We start from the raw sequence: 18813 nt of genomic DNA, 5'->3' as shown, positions 1-18813 counted from the left end.
TGCACTCGCCCGGTCGGCGTGCGGCACCGGGCGGGGCAGCCACAGGGCGGCCACGGCCACCACCACCGCGACGACCCCACCCCAGGGGGTGACCGCGGCCGGCAGCATCGCCAACGCCACCCACCCCACGCGACGCCACCCCGACGAGGTGCCGCGCGCAGCCAACACCACCCACCCGATGACGGCACATCCGAGCAGAGTCGGGGCCTGGCCGAGCAGCAGTCGCTCAACCGTGTACGGGTTCACCACGGCCAGCAGCGCGGCGGCCACGGCGGCTCCCTGGGGAGGCACGGTGGGCAGGGCCGAGGCCACGCGGTGGGCCAGCACCCCGGTACCGGTCCCGACGAGCACGAGGGCCGCGACCACGACCAGCAGTTGCTGCGTCCCCGGCGCGATGACCGGAGAGAAAAGCCACGTGACACCGTCGAGCGGCCAGGCCCGCAACGCGACCGGGTCGCCGTGGGCCCACCGCACCGGCCGGACCGGATCGGGCACGGCGACGTCATCGCGGAAGAGGACGACCTGGCCGCGCCCGAGCACCGGCCAGCGACCCAGGAGCCACGCCGTACCCACGAGCGACGCCACGAGCGCCCACACGAGCGACCCCACGACGGACGACAGGACACGGGACACACCGGCACTCTACGGACGCCGACGCCACCTACCCTGTGGTGGTGCAACAGCGGTTCGGCAAATGGAGCGGCGAGGCCGCCGTGGCAGCCTCCATGTTGGTGATGAACGTCGCGACCTACGTGTTCAGCCTCGTCGGAGCCCGACTGCTCGGCCCCGCCGCGTTCGGCGAGTTCTCCGCCGTCATGGGCGTGCTCATCATCGTCAACGTCGTCTCGCTCGGCACCCAGACCATGGCCGCGCGCCGAGTCAGCCGCGTCATCGATGCCGCGGCCGCCGGCAGTGACACCACCCACACCGTCGACGCGGTCATCACCCAGGTGCGCACCGCCACCCGACAGGGCGCGCTCGCGGTGCTGGCCGTTCTGCTCGTGCTCGCTCCGGTGGGCTACCTGGTGCTCGATCTGCGCTCCCCCGCCACGCCCGTGGCCGCGGCCGTCTGCGCCGCGCTGATGACCCTCATGGGCGGTCAGGCGGGCGTTCTCCAGGGCTCGCGCCGCTGGGGCCGGTTGACCGCCCAGCAGTTGACGTTCGCGGTGGGCCGTCTCGGGGTCGGCACACTCGCCCTGCTGTGGCAGCCCACGACTGCGGTCGCGACCGTCGCCGTCGCCATCGGCCTGGTGCCGGTCGCCCTCGTCGGCGCCCCCGCCTTCGCCACGGCGCACCGCATCGCCCGGCCGGACCCCGCCCGCGGCGGGCGACGCCGGGTGAGCACCAGCCTGCGCGAGGCCCTCACCGACGCCCACACCCTGCTGGCCTTCTTCGCCTTCGCCAATCTCGACCCCATCCTCGTGCGGGCCACCACCGAGGAGCATCGTGCGGGCCTGTTCGCCGCCGGCCTCATCCTGACCAAGGCCGCCCTCTTCCTTCCCCAGTTCGTGCTCATCGTCGCGTTCCCCGGCATGGCGACGGCCACCTCACGCGGTCCGCTGCTGCGCGTGCTCGGGGCGGTCGGGGCGCTGGGGGCCCTCGCCACCGCCGGAGTCGTCGCCCTGCCGTGGCTGGCCGTCCAGTTCATCGGCGGGTCCCGCTACGCCGGGATCACCGGGTCGTTGTGGCTGTTCACCCTGCTCGGGACCGCGCTGGCCCTCCTGCAGGTCGTCGTCTACGGCGAACTTGCCGGTCACCGCCGCCGGGTCACGCCCGTGCTGTGGTTCGGCGCGATCGTGTCGGTGGCCGTGGCGTACTCCCCCGGCCTGACCGAGTTCTACCTGCTGTTGCGCGTCGTCACCGTCGCGCTGTTGCTCGTCGTGGCGCTCGTGCTCGTCGTCGGCCCGATCAGTGCGCCGCGTCGTGCCATGAGCGACCCACGCCCACGCTGACCTCAAGGGGCACGTCCAGTTCGATCGCCTGGCCCATCTCCTCCCGCACGAGGGTCTCGAGCACGTCCCGTTCCCCGGTGCCGACCTCGACGACGAGTTCGTCGTGCACCTGCAGCAGCACCCGCGAGGTGAGCCCCTGGGCGCTGAGCCGACGATCGACGCGGAGCATCGCGACCTTCATGATGTCCGCGGCGCTGCCCTGGATCGGGGCGTTGAGCGCCATCCGCTCGGCCATGGCCCGCCGCTGACCGTTCGAGGAGTTGAGGTCCGGCAGGTACCGGCGCCGCCCGAGCATCGTCTCGGTGTACCCGGTGGCCCGCGCCTGCACGACGACCTCCTGGAGGTAGTCGCGCACCGCGCCGAAGCGACTGAAGTACCCGTCCATGAGGTCCTTGGCCTCCGCGGTCGAGATCCCCAACTGGCGGGAGAGCCCGAACGCGGACAACCCGTACGCCAGGCCGTACGACATCGCCTTGACCTTGGAACGCATCTCCGCGCTGACCTCGGTGGGGTCGACGGAGAACACCCGAGACCCGACGAACCGGTGCAGGTCCTCACCGCTGTTGAAGGCCTCGATCAGCCCCGGATCGCCGCACAGGTGGGCCATGATGCGCATTTCGATCTGGCTGTAGTCGGCCGACATCAGGGCCTCGTACGCCCCGGCCGGCCGGCCACCGACGACGAACACCTCTCGGATGCGCCGGCCCGCCTCCGTGCGCACGGGGATGTTCTGCAGGTTCGGGTCGGTCGACGACAGTCGGCCCGTGGCTGCGATGGTCTGCTGATAGGTCGTGTGGATCCGGCCGTCGTCGGAGACGGATTTGATCAGGCCCTCGACGGTGGAGCGCAGTTTGCTGGCGTCCCGGTGGGCCAGCAGGGCCTCCAGGAACGGGTGCGGCGACTTCTCGTACAGGTCGGCGAGGGCATCGGCGTCGGTCGTGTACCCGGTCTTCGTCTTCTTGGTCTTGGGCATGCCCAACGTGTCGAACAGCACGACCTGCAACTGCTTCGGCGAGCCGAGGTTGACCTGCTCGCCCCCGATCGCATCCCACGCCTCCTGCTGGGCCTGCGACACGGCCGCCGCGAACTCCGACTCAAGACCTGTCAGCGCGTCGAGGTCGACGGCGATGCCGGTGTGCTCCATCCGCGCGAGCACGTCGACGAGGGGCAGTTCGACGTCGGTCAGGAGCCTCGTTCCTCCGGTGATCTCGACCTGGGTCGCCAGCACGTCGGCCAGGTCCGCCACGGCGCTGGCCCGCACCATCGCGTCGTGGGCCGCGGCGTTCTCGTCGGCATCGAAGGCCAGCATCCCCTGACCGCCGTCGGTGCTCTCCCGCTCCAGGGTGCGCCCGAGATGGCGGACGACGAGGTCGCCCAGGTCGTAGGTGCGCTGGTCGGGTTTGACGAGGTAGGCCGCCAGCGCGGTGTCGAACTGCAGACCGGCCAGCGGCAGGTCACGGGCAGCCAGGGCGTGCAGCGGTCCCTTGGCATCGTGGAGGACCTTGCCCCGGGTGGCGTCGCCGAGCCAGGCGGCGACGAGCGCCTCGCCCGCCGGGTCCAGGGCCGTCAGGTCGACCCAGCCCGCCGCGCCACCGGGCTCCGCGATCGCCACGGCCGTGGCGTCTCCGGTGCCCCGGCCCCAGGTGCCGGTGACGTGCACACCGACGCGGCTGCCCGGGCCGGCGTTCTTCTCCAGCCACGCACCGACCGTCGCGGAGTCGAGCACCTCACCGTCGATGTCGATGCCTTCGGCGGCCTCCTCGGTGGTCGTCTCGAACGTCGAGAACAGCCGCTCGCGGAGCACGCGAAACTCGAGTGCGTCGAAGAGTTCGTGCACCTTCTCGCGATCCCACGTCGCGCGTTCGAGGTCGGTGATCGACAGGGGCAGGTCGACGTCGCGCACGAGGTCGTTGAGCTGCCGGTTGCGCAGCACCTGGTCGAGGTGGTCGCGCAGCGACTGGCCCGCCTTGCCGGTGAGTTTGTCCGCGTGCCCGACGATCCCGTCCAGGTCGCCGAACTGGTTGATCCACTTGGCGGCCGTCTTCGGGCCCACGCCGGGCACCCCTGGCAGGTTGTCGGAGGTCTCGCCGACCATGGCGGCCAGGTCGCTGTACCGCTGCGGCGGCACGCCGTACTTCTCCTCGACCGCCTCCGGGGTCATCCGCACGAGGTCGGAGACACCCTTGCGGGGGTAGAGCACCGTCGTCGTCGGCGTGACGAGTTGGAGCGCGTCGCGGTCGCCCGAGCAGATGAGCACCTCCATCGCCTGCTCGCCGGCTTGGGTCGCCCAGGTGGCGATGATGTCGTCGGCCTCGAAGCCCTCGATCGAGATGTGCTTGATGTTCAGCGCATCGAGCACCTCCTGGAGCAGCACGACCTGACCGGAGAACTCCGACGGGCTCGCCGAGCGGGTGGCCTTGTACTCGGCGTACTGTTCGGTGCGGAACGTGCGCCGGGAGGCGTCGAACGCGACTCCGATGTGCGTCGGTTCCTCGTCGCGCAGCACGTTGATGAGCATCGAGGTGAACCCGAACACCGCGTTCGTGTGCTGCCCGGAGGCCGTCGAGAAGTTCTCCACCGGCAGGGCGTAGAACGCGCGGTAGGCCAAGGAGTGTCCATCCAGCAGCAGCAGTCGACTCACAACACGGCAGCCTAGGCGAGGGCACCGACAACGTGGGGCCACCCGTCGGTCTCCGGACGAACCCACCTGACACGATGGGCGGCGTACACCGTTCCCTCACCACGCAGGAGCCTCGCATGACCGAGCCCACCACCGCCGCCGCGGACCCGAGCACGAACCCCGAGATCGCGGCGCACACCGAGCACTCGCGGGGCACGCTCATCGAGCGGATGGAGATCGAGTTCCTGGAGATCAGCGACGAGCAGCTCGTGGCCCGGATGCCGGTCAACGGCAACACCCAGCCCTACGGTCTGCTGCACGGCGGCGCCTCGGTCGTCCTGGCCGAGACCCTCGGCTCCATGGGCGCGGCCCGTCACGCCGGTGCGGGCAAGGTCGCCGTGGGCGTCGACATCAACGCCACGCATCACCGCGCGGCCCGCTCCGGGTGGGTCACCGGCGTGGCCACCCCGATCCAGCTCGGTCGCTCCCTGGTCGCCTACGAGGTCGTCATCTCCGACGAGGACGGCAAGCGGGTCTGCACCTCGCGCATCACCTGCCTGATCCGCGACAACGCCCCCGGCGCCTGACACACCGGCGCCTGACACACCGGCGCCTGAGCAGCGCGGCGCACGACGCGCCGAAGGGCCCGGTCGACGACCGGGCCCTTCGGGAAGGTGCGAACGCGCACGCGACCTACGCCTGCGACGCTCCGGCAATGACGGCCTGGGCGACCTCGCGCATGCCCAAGCGCCGATCCATCGCGGTCTTCTGGATCCACCGGAACGCCTCGGCCTCGCTGAACTTGAACTGCTTCATCAGCACACCCTTGGCGCGGTCGACGGCCTTGCGCGTCTCGAGTCGCTCGCCCAGGTCGGCGACCTCGGCCTCGAGCGACTTGAGCTCGGCCCAGCGGGCCAGCGCGATCTCGATGGCCGGCTTGACGTCACCGGCGGTGAAGGGCTTGACGATGTAGGCCATGACACCGGCGTCGCGGGCCCGCTCGACGAGCTCCTTCTGGCTGAAGGCGGTGAGCATGATGACCGGGCAGATGTGCTTCTTGCCGATCTCCTCCGCCGCCGTCAGGCCATCCATGACCGGCATCTTGACGTCCATGATGACCAGGTCCGGCTTCAACTCGGTGGCAAGCTCGACCGCCTGTTCACCGTTGGAGGCCTGACCGACCACCTCAAAACCGGCCTCCTCGAGCATCTCGACGAGGTCGAGGCGGATGATCGCCTCGTCCTCGGCGACGAGGACCCGTGCGCCGTCGGTGGTCTCGGTCTCGGTCATCGATGACCCGCCTTACTTCTGATTGGGGCGCGTTGGGGCGCCAGTTCTGGATGTCTGATCGTGCCGGGAGCGGGATTTGAACCCGCACGCCCTTGCGGGCAAAGCATTTTGAGTGCTCCGTGTCTGCCGTTCCACCATCCCGGCCGGCACAGGTCAGCATACCGACCTACGGCGGGCCCTTCGTCACCGCAGGTCGGCGTAGGCCTGGGTGCGCCCGTGGATGGCGTCGCCGATGCGGTGCACGCGTACCGCATTCGTCGACCCCGGGATCCCGGGGGGCGAGCCCGCCACGATGACCACCAGGTCGCCTTCCTCGACCCGCTTCTCCCGCAGGAGGATCTGGTCGACCTGGAAGGCGTACTCGTCGGTGTGGGTCACCATCGGTGTGATGAACGTCTCGATTCCCCAGACCAGGGCAAGGAACGACCGCGTCGCCTGCTCGGGGGTGAAGGCGAGCATCGGGATCCGCGAGCGGGTGCGGGACATCCGCCTCGCGGCCTCACCGCGTTGTGTGAAGGTGATCATGAACTTGGCCTGGACGATGTCACCGATCTCGGCGGCGGCCCCGGTCACGGCGCCGGCCTTGCTCGTCGGGCGCGTGGTCAATGCCATCCGTTGGAGGCCCTCCTCCTCGGTGGTCTCGATGATGCGCGCCATCACCTCGACCGCTCCGATCGGGTACTTGCCCACGCTTGTCTCGCCGGAGAGCATCAGCGCGTCGGCCCCGTCGATGATCGCGTTGGCCGCGTCCGAGGCCTCGGCACGCGTCGGTCGGGAGTTCTCGATCATCGACTCGAGCACCTGCGTCGCCACGATCACCGGCTTGGCCGCCCGGCGGGCCAGCTCCACCGCGTGCTTCTGCATGAGCGGCACGTCCTCGAGCGGCACCTCGACACCCAGGTCACCGCGCGCGACCATGATGCCGTCGAACGCCTCGATGATCTCGGGCAGGTTGTCGATCGCCTGGGGCTTCTCGATCTTGGCGATGACCGGCCGCCGGAAGCCGACCTCGTCCATGATCGCGTGCACATCGTCGAGATCGGAGGCCTGCCGCACGAATGACAGGGCGACGAAGTCGACCCCGGTCTGCATCGCCCAGCGCAGGTCCTCCTGGTCCTTCTCGGTCAGCGCCGGGACGGACACCGCGACCCCGGGCAGGTTGATGCCCTTGTTGTTGGAGATGCGCCCGCCCTCGACGACCGTGGTGACGACGTCGGTCTCGGTGACCTCGACGGCCTGCAGCGCGATCTTCCCATCGTCGACGAGGATCATGTCGCCTGGTCGGACGTCGCCGGGCAGTCCCTCGTACGTCGTGCCGACCTCGTGCAGGTCACCGGGCACGTCGCGCGTGGTGATGGTGAAACGCTCGCCCTTGACCAGCATCACCGGGCCGTCGGCGAATCGCTTCGTGCGGATCTTCGGGCCCTGCAGGTCGGCGAGGACGCCGACGGCGTGACCGACCTCGTCACCGGCCCGCCGCACGTTGCGGTAGACCTCTTCGTGGTCCGCGTGGCTGCCATGGGAGAGGTTGAGACGGGCCACGTCCATCCCGGCCTCGACCAACGCGACGATCTGCTCGAAGGAACTCGTGGCGGGACCGAGTGTGCACACGATCTTGGCTCTGCGCATGGGCTCAACCCTAACGTGAGTGAAAGGAACTCGTGACCAGGCTCACACCGTCAGGGGGCGGTCGGTCGGCTCGATCGGGCGGGGCAGCTGCGAGGAACCCATCAGGTGGGCGTCGACGCCGTTGGCCGCGGCGCGGCCCTCGGCGATGGCCCACACGATGAGCGACTGGCCGCGGCCGCAGTCACCGGCGACGAACACGCCGGGCACGTTCGTCATGTAGCTGCGATCCCGCACGATGTTCGAGCGGTTGTCGGTCTCGAGGCCGAACTGCTCGGCGAGCTGCTGCTCCGGGCCGAGGAAGCCCATCGCCAACAGCACGAGCTGGGCCGGCAGTTCTCGCTCGGAGCCGGGGACCGGGTCGAAACCACCTTGGTCGTTGCGGACGACCTCGGTGAGCTTCAGCGCGCGCACCTTGCCCTGCTCGTCACCGAGGATCTCCGTGGTGGACACGGCGTAGACGCGGTCACCACCCTCCTCGTGCGCCGAGGCGATGCGGAAGATGTTCGGGTAGGTCGGCCACGGCTGACCGGCGGCCCGGTCGGCCGGCGGCTGCGGCATGATCTCGAGGCTGGTGACCGACTTCGCGCCCTGACGCAGCGACGTGCCGAGGCAGTCCGCGCCGGTGTCGCCGCCACCGATGACGATGACGTCCTTGCCCTCGGCGGTCACCCGGTCGGCGACCTCCTCCCCCAACGCGACCCGGTTGGCCGGCGGCAGGAAGTCCATCGCCTGCAGCACACCGTCGAGCTCGCGCCCCGGGACCGGCAGGTCACGCGGCACGGTGGCCCCGACGGCGAGGACGACGGCGTCGAAGCGCTTCATGAGTTTCTCGGCGGTGATGTCGACCCCGACGGTGGTGTTGTTGCGGAAGCGGGTGCCCTCGGCGGTCATCTGGTGCAGTCGACGGTCGAGCACCGACTTCTCCATCTTGAACTCCGGGATGCCATAGCGCAGCAGGCCACCGGGCTTGTCGGCCCGCTCGTACACCGCGACCGTGTGGCCGGCGCGGGTCAACTGCTGGGCCGCGGCCAGGCCGGCCGGGCCGGACCCGACGACGGCCACCGTCTTGCCGCTGAGACGCTCCGGCGGGAGCGGTTCGACACCACCGAAGTCGAAAGCTCGCTCGACGGTGGTGACCTCGACCTGCTTGATGGTCACGGCCGGCTGGTTGATGCCGAGCACGCACGCCGTCTCACACGGGGCCGGGCAGAGCCGACCGGTGAACTCGGGGAAGTTGTTCGTGGCGTGCAACCGCTCGATGGCGTCACGCCAGTCGCCGCGCCACGCGAGGTCGTTCCACTCGGGGATGAGGTTGCCCAGCGGACAGCCGCTGTGGCAGAACGGAATGCCGCAGTCCATGCAGCGACCGGCCTGGCGCTGCAGCTGCGCGACGTCCTGCTCCTCGTAGACCTCCTTCCAGTCCTTGATGCGCACCGGCACGGGGCGACGCGCCGGGAGCTCCCGCTCCCGGGTCTTCAGAAATCCGCGGGGATCAGCCATGGGAAGCCTCCATGATCCGGTTCCAGACCTCGGAACCATGCGTGTCGAGTCCTTCGGCGGCGGCCGCGGCCTGGACATCCAGGACCCGCTGGTAGTCGCGCGGCAGGACGAGGGAGAAGCGGCCGCCGAGCGCGTCCCGGTGGTCCAGGAGTCGCTGGGCGACCGCCGAGCCGGTCCACTTCAGGTGGGCCTCGAGCAGGGTGACGACCGTGTTCAGGTGGTCGTCGGTCAGCGGCAGGATGTCCACGAGTTCGGGGTTGACGTCGGACTCGTCGAGGTCGAGCACGAACGCCATCCCCCCGGACATGCCGGCGGCGAAGTTGCGCCCGGTCGGGCCGAGCACAAGAACCGTGCCGCCCGTCATGTACTCACAGCCGTGGTCGCCGACACCTTCGACGACCGCGGTCGCGCCGGAGTTGCGCACGCAGAAGCGTTCACCGACCTGACCGCGCAGGAAGATCTCGCCGCTGGTCGCGCCGTAGCCGATGACGTTGCCAGCGATGACATTCTCCTCGGCGACGTACGACACGCCCTCCGGCGGCCGCACGACGATCCGCCCGCCGGACAGACCCTTGCCGACATAGTCATTGCCGTCACCGACGAGGGTGAGGGTGATGCCGGCCGGCACGAAGGCGCCGAACGACTGGCCGGCCGAACCGGTCAGGGTGAGGTCGATGGTGTTGTCCGGCAACCCCTCGGGGTAGCGCTTGGTCACCTCGTGACCGAGCATCGTGCCGACGGTGCGGTTGACGTTGTGCACCGGCAGCGTGCCGAACACCGGCTCGCCGTCCTGCAGGGCGCGGGTGGCCATGGCGATGAGTTGGTGGTCCAGGGCAGCGGCCAGGCCGTGGTCCTGGGTGTGCACCGCACGACGCTCCTGCCCCTCCTCGGGGATGACCTCGGCCAGGATCGGCTCGAGATCGAGACCGGCGGCCTTCCAGTGGTTCACCGCTCGGGTGGTGTCGAGCGCGCCGACCTGGCCGATGGCCTCCTCGATCGAGCGGAAGCCCAACGCCGCCAGATGCTCACGCACCTCCTGCGCGATGTACTCGAAGAACGTCTCGACGAACTCGGGCCTGCCGGAGTAGCGCTGGCGCAGCTCGGGGTTCTGCGTCGCGATGCCGACCGGGCAGGTGTCGAGGTGACACACCCGCATCATGATGCAGCCGGAGACGACCAGCGGGGCGGTGGCGAAGCCGAACTCCTCCGCGCCAAGCAGCGCGGCGATGACGACGTCACGACCGGTCTTGAGCTGACCGTCGACCTGCACGACGATCCGGTCGCGCAACCCGTTGAGCACGAGGGTCTGCTGGGTCTCGGCCAGACCGAGCTCCCAAGGGCCCCCGGCGTGCTTGAGCGAGGTGAGCGGCGACGCTCCGGTACCACCGTCGTGACCGGAGATCAGCACGACGTCCGAGTGCGCCTTGGACACCCCGGCCGCGACCGTGCCGACGCCGACCTCGGAGACGAGCTTGACGTGGATGCGCGCGGACGGGTTGGCGTTCTTGAGGTCGTGGATCAGCTGGGCCAGGTCCTCGATCGAGTAGATGTCGTGGTGCGGCGGCGGCGAGATCAGTCCCACGCCCGGCGTGGAGTGCCGGGTCTTTGCCACCCACGGGTAGACCTTCGGGCCGGGCAGCTGACCGCCCTCACCGGGCTTGGCACCCTGGGCCATCTTGATCTGGATGTCGTCGGCGTTGGTCAGGTAGACCGAGGTCACCCCGAACCGACCCGAGGCGACCTGCTTGATCGCGCTGCGGCGGGTTGGGTCCATGAGGCGCTCGAGGTCCTCACCGCCCTCACCGGTGTTGGAGCGCCCGCCGAGCCGGTTCATCGCCACGGCGAGGGTCTCGTGCGCCTCCTGGCTGATCGAGCCGTACGACATCGCGCCGGTGTTGAACCGCTTGACGATCTCGCTGATCGGCTCGACCTCCTCGATCGGCACCGGCTGGCGGCCGGCCAACGGGTGCATCTCGAAGAGACCGCGCAGCGTCATCAGGCGCTCGGACTGCTCGTCGACGCGCGCGGTGTACTGCTTGAAGATGTCGAAGCGACGGTTGCGCGTCGAGTGCTGGAGCCGGAAGACCGTCTCGGGGTCGAAGAGGTGCGGCTCGCCCTCACGACGCCACTTGTACTCGCCGCCGATGGTCAGCGGGCGGTGCGGCAGGCTGTCGGAGGCGATCGGGTACGCGCGGGTGTGCCGGGCGGCGACCTCCTCGGCGATGACGTCCAGTCCGATGCCGCCCAGACGCGAGACGGTGCCGGTGAAGTAGTCGTCGACGAGTTCCTGGCTCAGGCCGATGGCCTCGAACACCTGGGCGCCGCGGTAGGAGGCGACCGTCGAGATTCCCATCTTGGACATGACCTTGAGCACGCCCTTGCCGAGGGCCTTGATGACGTTGCGCACGGCCTGCTCGCTGGAGACGTCGATGATGCCGCGGCGCACGAGGTCCTCAGCCGACTCCATCGCCAGGTACGGGTTGACCGCGGCCGCGCCGTAACCGATGAGCAGTGCGACGTGGTGCACCTCGCGCACGTCTCCGGCCTCGACGATCAGACCCACCCGGGTGCGGGTCTTCTCGCGGATGAGGTGGTGGTGGACCGCCGAGGTGAGCAGGAGAGACGGGATCGGGGCGTAGTCACGATCGGAGTCTCGATCCGAGAGGACAATGAACCGGGCACCGGCGGCGATGGCCTCGTCGACCTCGGTGAAGATCCCCTCGAGTCGGGTGCGCAGGGCCTCCTCGCCACCGAGCACGTCGTACAGACCGGACACGACGTGCGTGAGGTGCTTGTACGGCGAGTCGTCGTCGGAATCGTCGGCCACGCGCACGATCTTGGCGAGTTCGTCGTTGTCGATGACCGGGAACTTGATGCGCAGGACCTGCGCGCCCTCCTCGCGGCCGGTGGCCAGGATGTTGCCCTCGGGACCGAGCGTGGCGGCAAGTGAGGTGACGAGCTCCTCGCGGATGGCGTCCAGCGGCGGGTTGGTCACCTGGGCGAACAGCTGGCTGAAGTAGTCGAAGACCAGCCGCGGCTTGTCGGACAGGACCGCCAGCGGGGTGTCGGTGCCCATCGAACCGAGGGCCTCTCCCCCGGTCTGGGCCATCGGCGCCACGAGGATCCGCAGTTCCTCCTGGGTGTAGCCGAAGGTCACCTGGCGGCGCTGGACCGAACGGGCGGTGTGGATGACGTGCTCGCGATCGGGCAGGTCGGAGAGGTTGGTGACGTTGGCGTCGAGCCACTCCTGGTAGGGGTGCTCGGCGGCCAGCTGGGACTTGATCTCCTCGTCGGGCACGATGCGCTGGTTGGCGGTGTCGACGAGGAACATCCGGCCCGGCTGCAGACGGCCACGCTGGACGATGTTCTCGGTCGGGATATCGAGGACGCCGGACTCGGAGGCCAGGACCACCAGGCCGTCGTCGGTGACCCAGTAGCGCGCCGGGCGCAGGCCGTTGCGGTCGAGCACGGCACCGACGAGCGTGCCGTCGGTGAAGGTGACGCAGGCCGGGCCGTCCCACGGCTCCATGAGGATCGAGTGGTACTCGTAGAACGCGCGCAGCGCCGGGTCCATCGTGGCGTGGTTCTCCCAGGCCTCGGGGATCATCATCAGCACGGCGTGCGGCAGCGAGCGGCCGCCCAGGTTGAGCAGTTCGAGCACCTCGTCGAACGAGGCCGAGTCCGAGCCGTTCGGATCGCAGATCGGGAACAGCCGGTCGAGGTCGCCGGGGATGGTGTCGGTCACCAGCTGCGACTCGCGGGCGCGCATCCAGTTGCGGTTGCCCTTGACCGTGTTGATCTCACCGTTGTGGGCGATGACGCGGTACGGGTGCGAGAGCGGCCAGCTCGGGAAGGTGTTCGTCGAGAAGCGGCTGTGCACGAGCGCGAGCTCGGTGGCGAACCGCTCGTCGGACAGGTCGGGGTAGAACGTCTCGAGCTGGGCGGTGGTGAGCATGCCCTTGTAGACGACCGTTCGGGCGGACAGCGAGGGGAAGTACACCTCGGCCTCGTGCTCGGCCCGCTTGCGCACGCAGAAGGCGCGCACCTCGAGCTCCATGCCGGACAGGGCGCTCCCGGTGACGCTGTCGTGGTCGGCAGCGAGGAACAGTTGGGCGAAGTGCGGCATGCAGTCGCGCGCCGCCTGGCCGATGCCGTCCTCGTCGATGGGCACCTCACGCCACCCGAGGACCTCCAGGCCCTCCTCGGCGGCGAGGTGCTCGATCGTGCGCATCGCCTTGGCGCGGTCACGGATCGGCTGCGGCAGGTAGGCCGTGCCGACGGCGTAGGCACCGGCCGGGGGCAGGTCGACGCCCTGGTCGGCCATGACCGCGCGGAAGAACGCGTCCGGCACCTGGGTGAGGATGCCGGCCCCGTCACCGACGAGGGGGTCGGCGCCGGTGGCACCACGGTGCTCAAGGTTGGTCAGTGCCAGGAGGGCGTGATCGACGATGTCGTGGCCGGCGTGGCCGCGCATGGTCGCCACCATCGCGACGCCACAAGCGTCGTGTTCAAGTTCGCGGCGGTACAGGCCTTGATCAGCCGGAAGGGTCGAGTACAGGGTCAACGGTTCACCGTCCTTCTCGGAATCGGGACGCCGTCGCCGACCAGGGTCGAGGGCGTCACAGAGCGTCGTGGAGATCCACGGCTCGCACATATTCCTACTGGGACGGTCCCGGTTTCAGGTCGTGACCAAATAGTGAGATAGATCGATTTCAGGATGTGGACGCGGAGCCGAGGGCCGCCCTCTGCCGTCGTTCACGCCGTCCGAACCACATGAAAAGGGCAACGCCGAGGAGGAAGACGATGATGCTGACCCAGACGTTGACCCGCTGACCCAGGATGACATTCGCGTGGTCGGTGCGCATCTTCTCGATGATGATCCGCCCCACCGGGTACCCGGCGACGTACAACGCCATGACCTGACCCCGGGCCAGGACCGTGCGCCAGTCGACGACCAGGAGCACCGCGGCCAGCAGGAGGCAGAACAGCGACTCGTACAGGAACGTCGGGTGGAACGTGCCCAGCACGATCGGTTGGCCGTCCGCGCCGGTGACGGCCCGCCCGGCGGCGAGGTCCCATTGGTGGATGACCACACCCCAAGGCAGGTCGGTGGGGCTGCCGTAGATCTCGTTGTTGAACCAGTTGCCCCACCGACCGATGCCCTGCGCCACGGCCACGCCCGGGGCCGCCGCGTCGAGCACGTCGAGGTAGTTCAGGCCCATGCGACGTGCACCGAACCACATGCCGAGCGCCCCGAGGGCGACCGCACCCCAGATGCCCAGGCCACCCTCCCAGACCTTGATGGCGTCCATCGGCCGGCCACCCGCGCCGAAGTACGGCTCGGGTGTGGTGATGACGTGGTACAGCCGACCGCCGACGATGCCGAACGGCACCGCCCAGAAGGCCAGGTCAATGGCCGAGCCCTCTCCCGCCCCGCGGTGTTCGAGCCGCTTCTGGGTCATCCACACGGCGATGACGATCCCGACGAGGATCGCCATCGCGTAGCCGCGGATGGGGATCGGTCCCAGATGCAACGCGCCCACCGTGGGGCTGGGGATCGAGGTCGGTGACATCGCCAGGGCCGACACCGCGGCGGGGAGGGTCAGGGTCAGGGTCATCGCGCCGGGTCAGTTCTTGGCGGCGAGGATGTGCGTGCGGAAGTCGTTGGCGTTGTTGATCCCGGCCGCGGCGAGGTCGAGCTTCTCACCGTTGAGCTTCAGGGTCGGCGTGGCCGTGACGCCGTCCTTGGCCGCCTGGTCGTCGATCGAGGCGACGTACTGGTTGTACGGCTTGCCCGCGAAGCACTGCTCCCACTTCGTCAGCGACTCACCCTTGAGGCCGGCGTCCTTGGCCTTGGTCGTGAGCTCGGCATCGGTCCAGCCCTTGCCCTCCTGCGGGTGGTTCTGGAACAGCGCGTTGTGGTACTCGAGGAACTTGCCGTCCTCGGCGGCGCACATGGCCCCATTGGCCGCGCGGTTGGAGGACTGCTTGTTCGGCGAGATCTGGTCGAGGTTGCCGTCAAGGAAGCTCATGACGTGGTACCGGACGGTGATCTGCTTCTTGGTGATCATGTCGGTGATCGTCGGGCCGACCGCGCTCTCCAGGGAGGAGCAGGCCGGGCACTGGAAGTCCTCGTAGATGTCCAACACCGGCACCCCGGACTTGCCTGCCGCGATCTCCAGCGGGCCGCCCATCTGGGTGACACCGGCCGGCAGGTCCGACCCGCCGGCGGTCGTCGTGGTCTTCTTCTGCTGGTCGGCCAGGATCACCCCGGCGACGACCGCGATGATGGCGACGATCGCGACGATGCCGCCGACGACGATCTTGTTGGGGCCACGCCCTTGGCGCGGGGCCGCGGCCTGGGCCTTGGCCTTGCGATCGAGGTTGTCCGCCATGGTCTACTCCTGCGTGCTCTGGCTGGTCTGTGTGTCTGGGCTGGTCGGCTCGGGAGTGGGTGCTCCCGGGGAATCAACGATTCGTGGCCCGAAGAGTGCCCGGTCGAGGGACGCGAAACTGGCCGGCCTCCACGCGAGCCACAGGCCGCACAGGGCCAGCCCGATGTCCCGGGCGATGTCGATGGGGTACTTGCGCTGGGCTTCCTCGAGGCTGATGATGCCGCCGTCGCCGAAGCACCCGCAGTCGATGCTCAACCCCCGCGCCCAGGCCGAGGTGATGCCGATGATGAAGGCCACCATGAGCAGCCCACCGAGGATCGCCGCCGTGCGGGTGAACAGCCCGACGATGAGCAGGATCCCGAGGATGATCTCGACGATGGGCAGGGCGTAGCCGACATACGTGGCCACGTCGAACGGCAGCAGTTGGTAGGCCTGCACCGAGCGGGCGGAGGACTGCAGGCTGCCGATCTTCAGGTAGCCGGCCACGACCAGTGTCACCCCGAGGATGAGGCGCGCGGCCAGCCCGACGAGGTCCAGCATCCGCTCGCGGGTCATCAGACCACCGACGTCCGACCCTCGCGCACCCCGGCAGCCAGCTCACCGACGAGGGAGCGCAGATCCGCCAGCCCCTGCTCGACGTCGTCGGCGAAGAGCTGGCGCACCGCCGCCGACCCGACGATGACCCCGTCGGCGAACGAGGCGACCTCGGCCGCCTGCTCGCGCGTCGAGACTCCGAGACCGACACACAACGGCAGATCGGTGACCGCGCGGGTACGTTCGACCAAGCGCGGAGCGGCGTCCCCGACCGTCGCGCGTGCGCCGGTCACTCCCATGGTCGAGGCCACGTACACGAAACCCCGACAGTGACTCGTGACCTCACGCAGGCGCACATCGGTCGAACTCGGCGCGACGAGGAAGATCCGGTCGAGACCGTGGGCGTCGCTCGCCTCGATCCACTCGGTGGCCTCGTCCGGGACGAGGTCGGGGGTAATCAGCCCGGCTCCCCCGGCGGCGGCGAGGTCGGCGGCGAAGCGGTCGACCCCGCGGCGCATGACGATGTTCCAGTAGGTCATGACCACGGCGGTGGCCCCGGCGTCGCGCACCGCGGCGGTGGCGGTGAACACGTCATCGACGTGCACCCCATTGGCCCGCGCCGTGGCCGCAGCCTGCTGGATGACCGGCCCATCCATGAGCGGGTCACTGTACGGCACCCCGACCTCGATGAGGTCGGCGCCAGCCTCGACCGCGGCGACCATGGCCCGGATCGAGGTCTGCACATCGGGGAAGCCAACGGGCAGGTAGATGATCAGCGCGGCCCGGCCCTCTGCGCGGCAACGGTCCAGGATAGGTCGCACGCCGGTGGCACTCATGCGTCTCCTTCGGTGATGTCGCCGTCGATGAGCCCGAAGTACGCGGCGGCGGTGTGCATGTCCTTGTCTCCACGGCCGGAGAGATTGACGAGGATGACCGCGTCCTTGGCGGCGTCACCGCGCTCCGCGGCGATCTCGCGGCCGACCTCGATCGCCCCGGCCAGCGCGTGGGCGGACTCGATCGCCGGGATGATGCCCTCGGTGCGGCACAGCAGCTGGAACGCCTCCATCGCCTGCTCATCGGTGGCGTACCGGTACTCGGCGCGGCCGGTGTCGCGCAGGTGCGCGTGCTCCGGGCCGACGCTCGGGTAGTCGAGGCCGGCGCTGATCGAGTGCGACTCGATGGTCTGGCCCTCCTCGTCCTGCATGAGGTAGCTGAGCGCGCCCTGCAGCACGCCGGGCACCGCCGTCTGGAAACGCGCGGCGTGGTGCCCGGACTCGATGCCCTCGCCGCCGGCCTCGACGCCGATGAGGCGCACGTCGGCCTCGGGGAGGAAACGGTTGAAGATGCCGATGGCGTTCGAGCCGCCGCCGACGCAGGCGATGACGGCGTCGGGCAGCCCACCGGTCAGCTCACGCACCTGGTCGTGGGCCTCCTCGCCGATGACCTTGTGGAAGTCGCGCACCATCTCCGGGAACGGGTGCGGACCGGCCACGGTCCCGAGCAGGTAGTGGGTGTTCTCGACGTTGGTCACCCAGTCGCGCAGCGCCTCGTTGATCGCGTCCTTGAGGGTGGCGCTGCCGAGTTCGACGGGCACGACGCTCGCGCCGAGCATCTTCATGCGCGCGACGTTGAGGGCCTGCCGCTCGGTGTCGACCTTTCCCATGTAGACGACGCATTCGAGGTCGAACAGCGCCGCGGCGGTGGCGGTGGCGACGCCGTGCTGGCCGGCGCCGGTCTCGGCGATGATCCGGGTCTTGCCCATGCGCTTGGTCAGCAGCGCCTGCCCGATGACGTTGTTGATCTTGTGCGACCCGGTGTGGTTGAGGTCCTCGCGCTTGAGGATGACCCGCACTCCCCCGCAGTGCTCGGCGAACCGGGGCACCTCGGTGACGATGCTCGGTCGACCGATGTAGGTGCGCTGCAGGTGCTCCAACTCGGCGACGAACGCCGGATCGGCGAACGCCTCGTGCCGGGCGGCGTCGAGCTCCTCGAGGGCCGGGATCAGCGCCTCGGGCACGTACCTGCCGCCGAACGGGCCGAAACGACCCGGCACGCGCGGCTGCTCGGTGGACGGGGTGCTCATCGCGCCACCTCCACGACGACCTCACGGGTGGGGATCGCCGTCATGGCCGCGATCGTCGCGGCTGGGTCGTCACTGGTCACCAGTGCCTCGCCGATGAGCAGCACGTCGGCGCCCTCGTCGGCGTACCGCTGCGCGTCCTCGATGCCGCGTACACCCGACTCCGCCACCCGCACACTCGTCTCGGGCACGAGCGGAGCGAGGCGGGCGAACGTGTCCGGGTGGACCTCGAGCGTCTTGAGGTTGCGCGCGTTGACCCCGATGACGGTGGCGCCAGCGTCGACCGCTCGGCGGGTCTCCTCCTCGTCGTGCACCTCGACCAGGCCCGTCATGCCCAGCTCGCGGGTCAGCGTCAGGAATCGGCTCAGTTCCGCGTCGCTCAGGGCGGCGACGATGAGCAGCGCGAGGTCGGCGCCGGCGGCGCGGCCCTCGATGAGCTGGTACTCGGTGACGACGAAGTCCTTGCGCAACACCGGGACGTCGACCTGCCCGCGCACCGCACGAAGATCCGCCAAGGTGCCGTTGAAGCGTCGCTGCTCGGTGAGCACCGAGATCGCGGTGGCCCCGCCGGCGGCATAGCTCGCGGCCAGTGCGGCCGGGTCGGCGATCTGCGCGAGATCACCCTTGCTCGGGCTGCGGCGCTTGACCTCCGCGATGACACCCAGCCCGGCGCGACGGAAGGCGGCCTCGGCATCGAGCGCCGGGGCGACCTCGGTGACCTGTCGTTCGAGGTCGGCCAGTGAGGTGACCGCTTGGCGGTCCGCGAGGTCCAAACGGACCCCCGCGATGATGTCGTCGAGCACGGTGGGCATG

At 69.5% G+C, this 18813-nt stretch carries 14 protein-coding genes and 1 tRNA gene; 2 read left to right on the top strand and 13 right to left on the bottom strand.

Translation table 11 applies throughout. The features are described 5' to 3' along the window. Positions 1-633 (bottom strand): hypothetical protein (locus KD1_RS09595; protein ID WP_217995856.1); only part of this gene is annotated, 633 nt, incomplete at its 3' end. A gap of 41 nt (positions 634-674) precedes the next feature. On the opposite strand from KD1_RS09595, the gene KD1_RS09590 reads away from it, so the two are divergent. After that, positions 675-1952 carry a polysaccharide biosynthesis protein gene (locus KD1_RS09590; protein WP_157073266.1) on the top strand — a complete coding sequence of 426 codons (1278 nt, stop codon included), beginning with the start codon at positions 675-677 and terminating at the stop codon, positions 1950-1952. Here the strand turns inward: KD1_RS09590 and polA are convergent. Continuing rightward, a complete protein-coding gene (gene polA, locus KD1_RS09585) occupies positions 1909-4593 on the bottom strand; it encodes a DNA polymerase I (protein WP_068401058.1) in 2685 nt (894 codons plus the stop codon). The genes KD1_RS09590 and polA overlap by 44 nt on opposite strands. Before the next feature lie 116 nt (positions 4594-4709). On the opposite strand from polA, the gene KD1_RS09580 reads away from it, so the two are divergent. Next, entirely contained in the window at positions 4710-5159 is a 450-nt protein-coding gene (locus KD1_RS09580; protein ID WP_068401055.1) for a hotdog fold thioesterase, read from the top strand. A 106-nt stretch (positions 5160-5265) separates the two neighbouring features. Here the strand turns inward: KD1_RS09580 and KD1_RS09575 are convergent, their stop codons facing one another. The 11 genes from KD1_RS09575 to trpC form a co-directional block, all read right to left on the bottom strand. Next, the gene (locus tag KD1_RS09575) at positions 5266-5862 is read right to left on the bottom strand and encodes an ANTAR domain-containing response regulator (RefSeq protein WP_068401052.1); all 597 of its coding nucleotides are present in this window, start codon (positions 5860-5862) and stop codon (positions 5266-5268) included. A gap of 61 nt (positions 5863-5923) precedes the next feature. Continuing rightward, positions 5924-6006, bottom strand: a tRNA-Leu gene (locus tag KD1_RS09570). A gap of 39 nt (positions 6007-6045) precedes the next feature. Further along, complete coding sequence (pyk, locus tag KD1_RS09565) at positions 6046-7491, bottom strand: pyruvate kinase (RefSeq protein WP_068401048.1); 1446 nt, start codon at positions 7489-7491, stop codon at positions 6046-6048. A gap of 42 nt (positions 7492-7533) precedes the next feature. After that, positions 7534-8991, bottom strand: a complete 1458-nt coding sequence (locus KD1_RS09560; RefSeq protein ID WP_068401045.1) for a glutamate synthase subunit beta — start codon at positions 8989-8991, stop codon at positions 7534-7536. Then, positions 8984-13555 carry a glutamate synthase large subunit gene (gene gltB, locus KD1_RS09555; RefSeq protein ID WP_068401082.1) on the bottom strand — a complete coding sequence of 1524 codons (4572 nt, stop codon included), beginning with the start codon at positions 13553-13555 and terminating at the stop codon, positions 8984-8986. Before gltB ends, KD1_RS09560 begins: the two co-directional genes overlap by 8 nt. A gap of 148 nt (positions 13556-13703) precedes the next feature. Then, positions 13704-14609, bottom strand: a complete 906-nt coding sequence (lgt, locus tag KD1_RS09550; RefSeq protein WP_245627344.1) for a prolipoprotein diacylglyceryl transferase — start codon at positions 14607-14609, stop codon at positions 13704-13706. Positions 14610-14618: 9 nt separating this feature from the next. Beyond that, on the bottom strand, positions 14619-15386 hold the full coding sequence (locus tag KD1_RS09545; protein ID WP_068401042.1) for a DsbA family protein: 768 nt from the start codon (positions 15384-15386) through the stop codon (positions 14619-14621). 3 nt (positions 15387-15389) lie between these two features. After that, positions 15390-15941 (bottom strand): DoxX family protein, encoded by a 552-nt coding sequence (locus tag KD1_RS09540; protein WP_217995855.1) that lies wholly within the window; start codon positions 15939-15941, stop codon positions 15390-15392. Beyond that, entirely contained in the window at positions 15941-16756 is an 816-nt protein-coding gene (trpA, locus tag KD1_RS09535; RefSeq protein ID WP_068401039.1) for a tryptophan synthase subunit alpha, read from the bottom strand. Before trpA ends, KD1_RS09540 begins: the two co-directional genes overlap by 1 nt. Continuing rightward, on the bottom strand, positions 16753-18003 hold the full coding sequence (gene trpB, locus KD1_RS09530; protein ID WP_068401036.1) for a tryptophan synthase subunit beta: 1251 nt from the start codon (positions 18001-18003) through the stop codon (positions 16753-16755). The genes trpA and trpB overlap by 4 nt, the downstream gene beginning before the upstream one ends. Then, the gene (trpC, locus tag KD1_RS09525; protein ID WP_068401076.1) at positions 18000-18812 is read right to left on the bottom strand and encodes an indole-3-glycerol phosphate synthase TrpC; all 813 of its coding nucleotides are present in this window, start codon (positions 18810-18812) and stop codon (positions 18000-18002) included. The genes trpB and trpC overlap by 4 nt, the downstream gene beginning before the upstream one ends. Position 18813: the final 1 nt, after the last annotated feature.

This window comes from Kribbia dieselivorans NBRC 106261 (genome assembly GCF_001552435.1).
GTDB classification, from domain to species: Bacteria; Actinomycetota; Actinomycetes; order Actinomycetales; family Dermatophilaceae; genus Kribbia; species Kribbia dieselivorans.
This window is presented reverse-complemented; position numbering and strand designations above follow the sequence as displayed.

Coding starts and splice junctions, on each gene's coding strand:
- lgt (WP_245627344.1), bottom strand. CDS start 14,609: ATGACCCTGACCCTGACCCTCCCCGCCGCGGTGTCGGCCCTGGCGATG.
- KD1_RS09560 (WP_068401045.1), bottom strand. CDS start 8,991: ATGGCTGATCCCCGCGGATTTCTGAAGACCCGGGAGCGGGAGCTCCCG.
- KD1_RS09545 (WP_068401042.1), bottom strand. CDS start 15,386: ATGGCGGACAACCTCGATCGCAAGGCCAAGGCCCAGGCCGCGGCCCCG.
- KD1_RS09540 (WP_217995855.1), bottom strand. CDS start 15,941: ATGACCCGCGAGCGGATGCTGGACCTCGTCGGGCTGGCCGCGCGCCTC.
- trpA (WP_068401039.1), bottom strand. CDS start 16,756: ATGAGTGCCACCGGCGTGCGACCTATCCTGGACCGTTGCCGCGCAGAG.
- KD1_RS09575 (WP_068401052.1), bottom strand. CDS start 5,862: ATGACCGAGACCGAGACCACCGACGGCGCACGGGTCCTCGTCGCCGAG.
- trpB (WP_068401036.1), bottom strand. CDS start 18,003: ATGAGCACCCCGTCCACCGAGCAGCCGCGCGTGCCGGGTCGTTTCGGC.
- KD1_RS09580 (WP_068401055.1), top strand. CDS start 4,710: ATGACCGAGCCCACCACCGCCGCCGCGGACCCGAGCACGAACCCCGAG.
- trpC (WP_068401076.1), bottom strand. CDS start 18,812: ATGCCCACCGTGCTCGACGACATCATCGCGGGGGTCCGTTTGGACCTC.
- pyk (WP_068401048.1), bottom strand. CDS start 7,491: ATGCGCAGAGCCAAGATCGTGTGCACACTCGGTCCCGCCACGAGTTCC.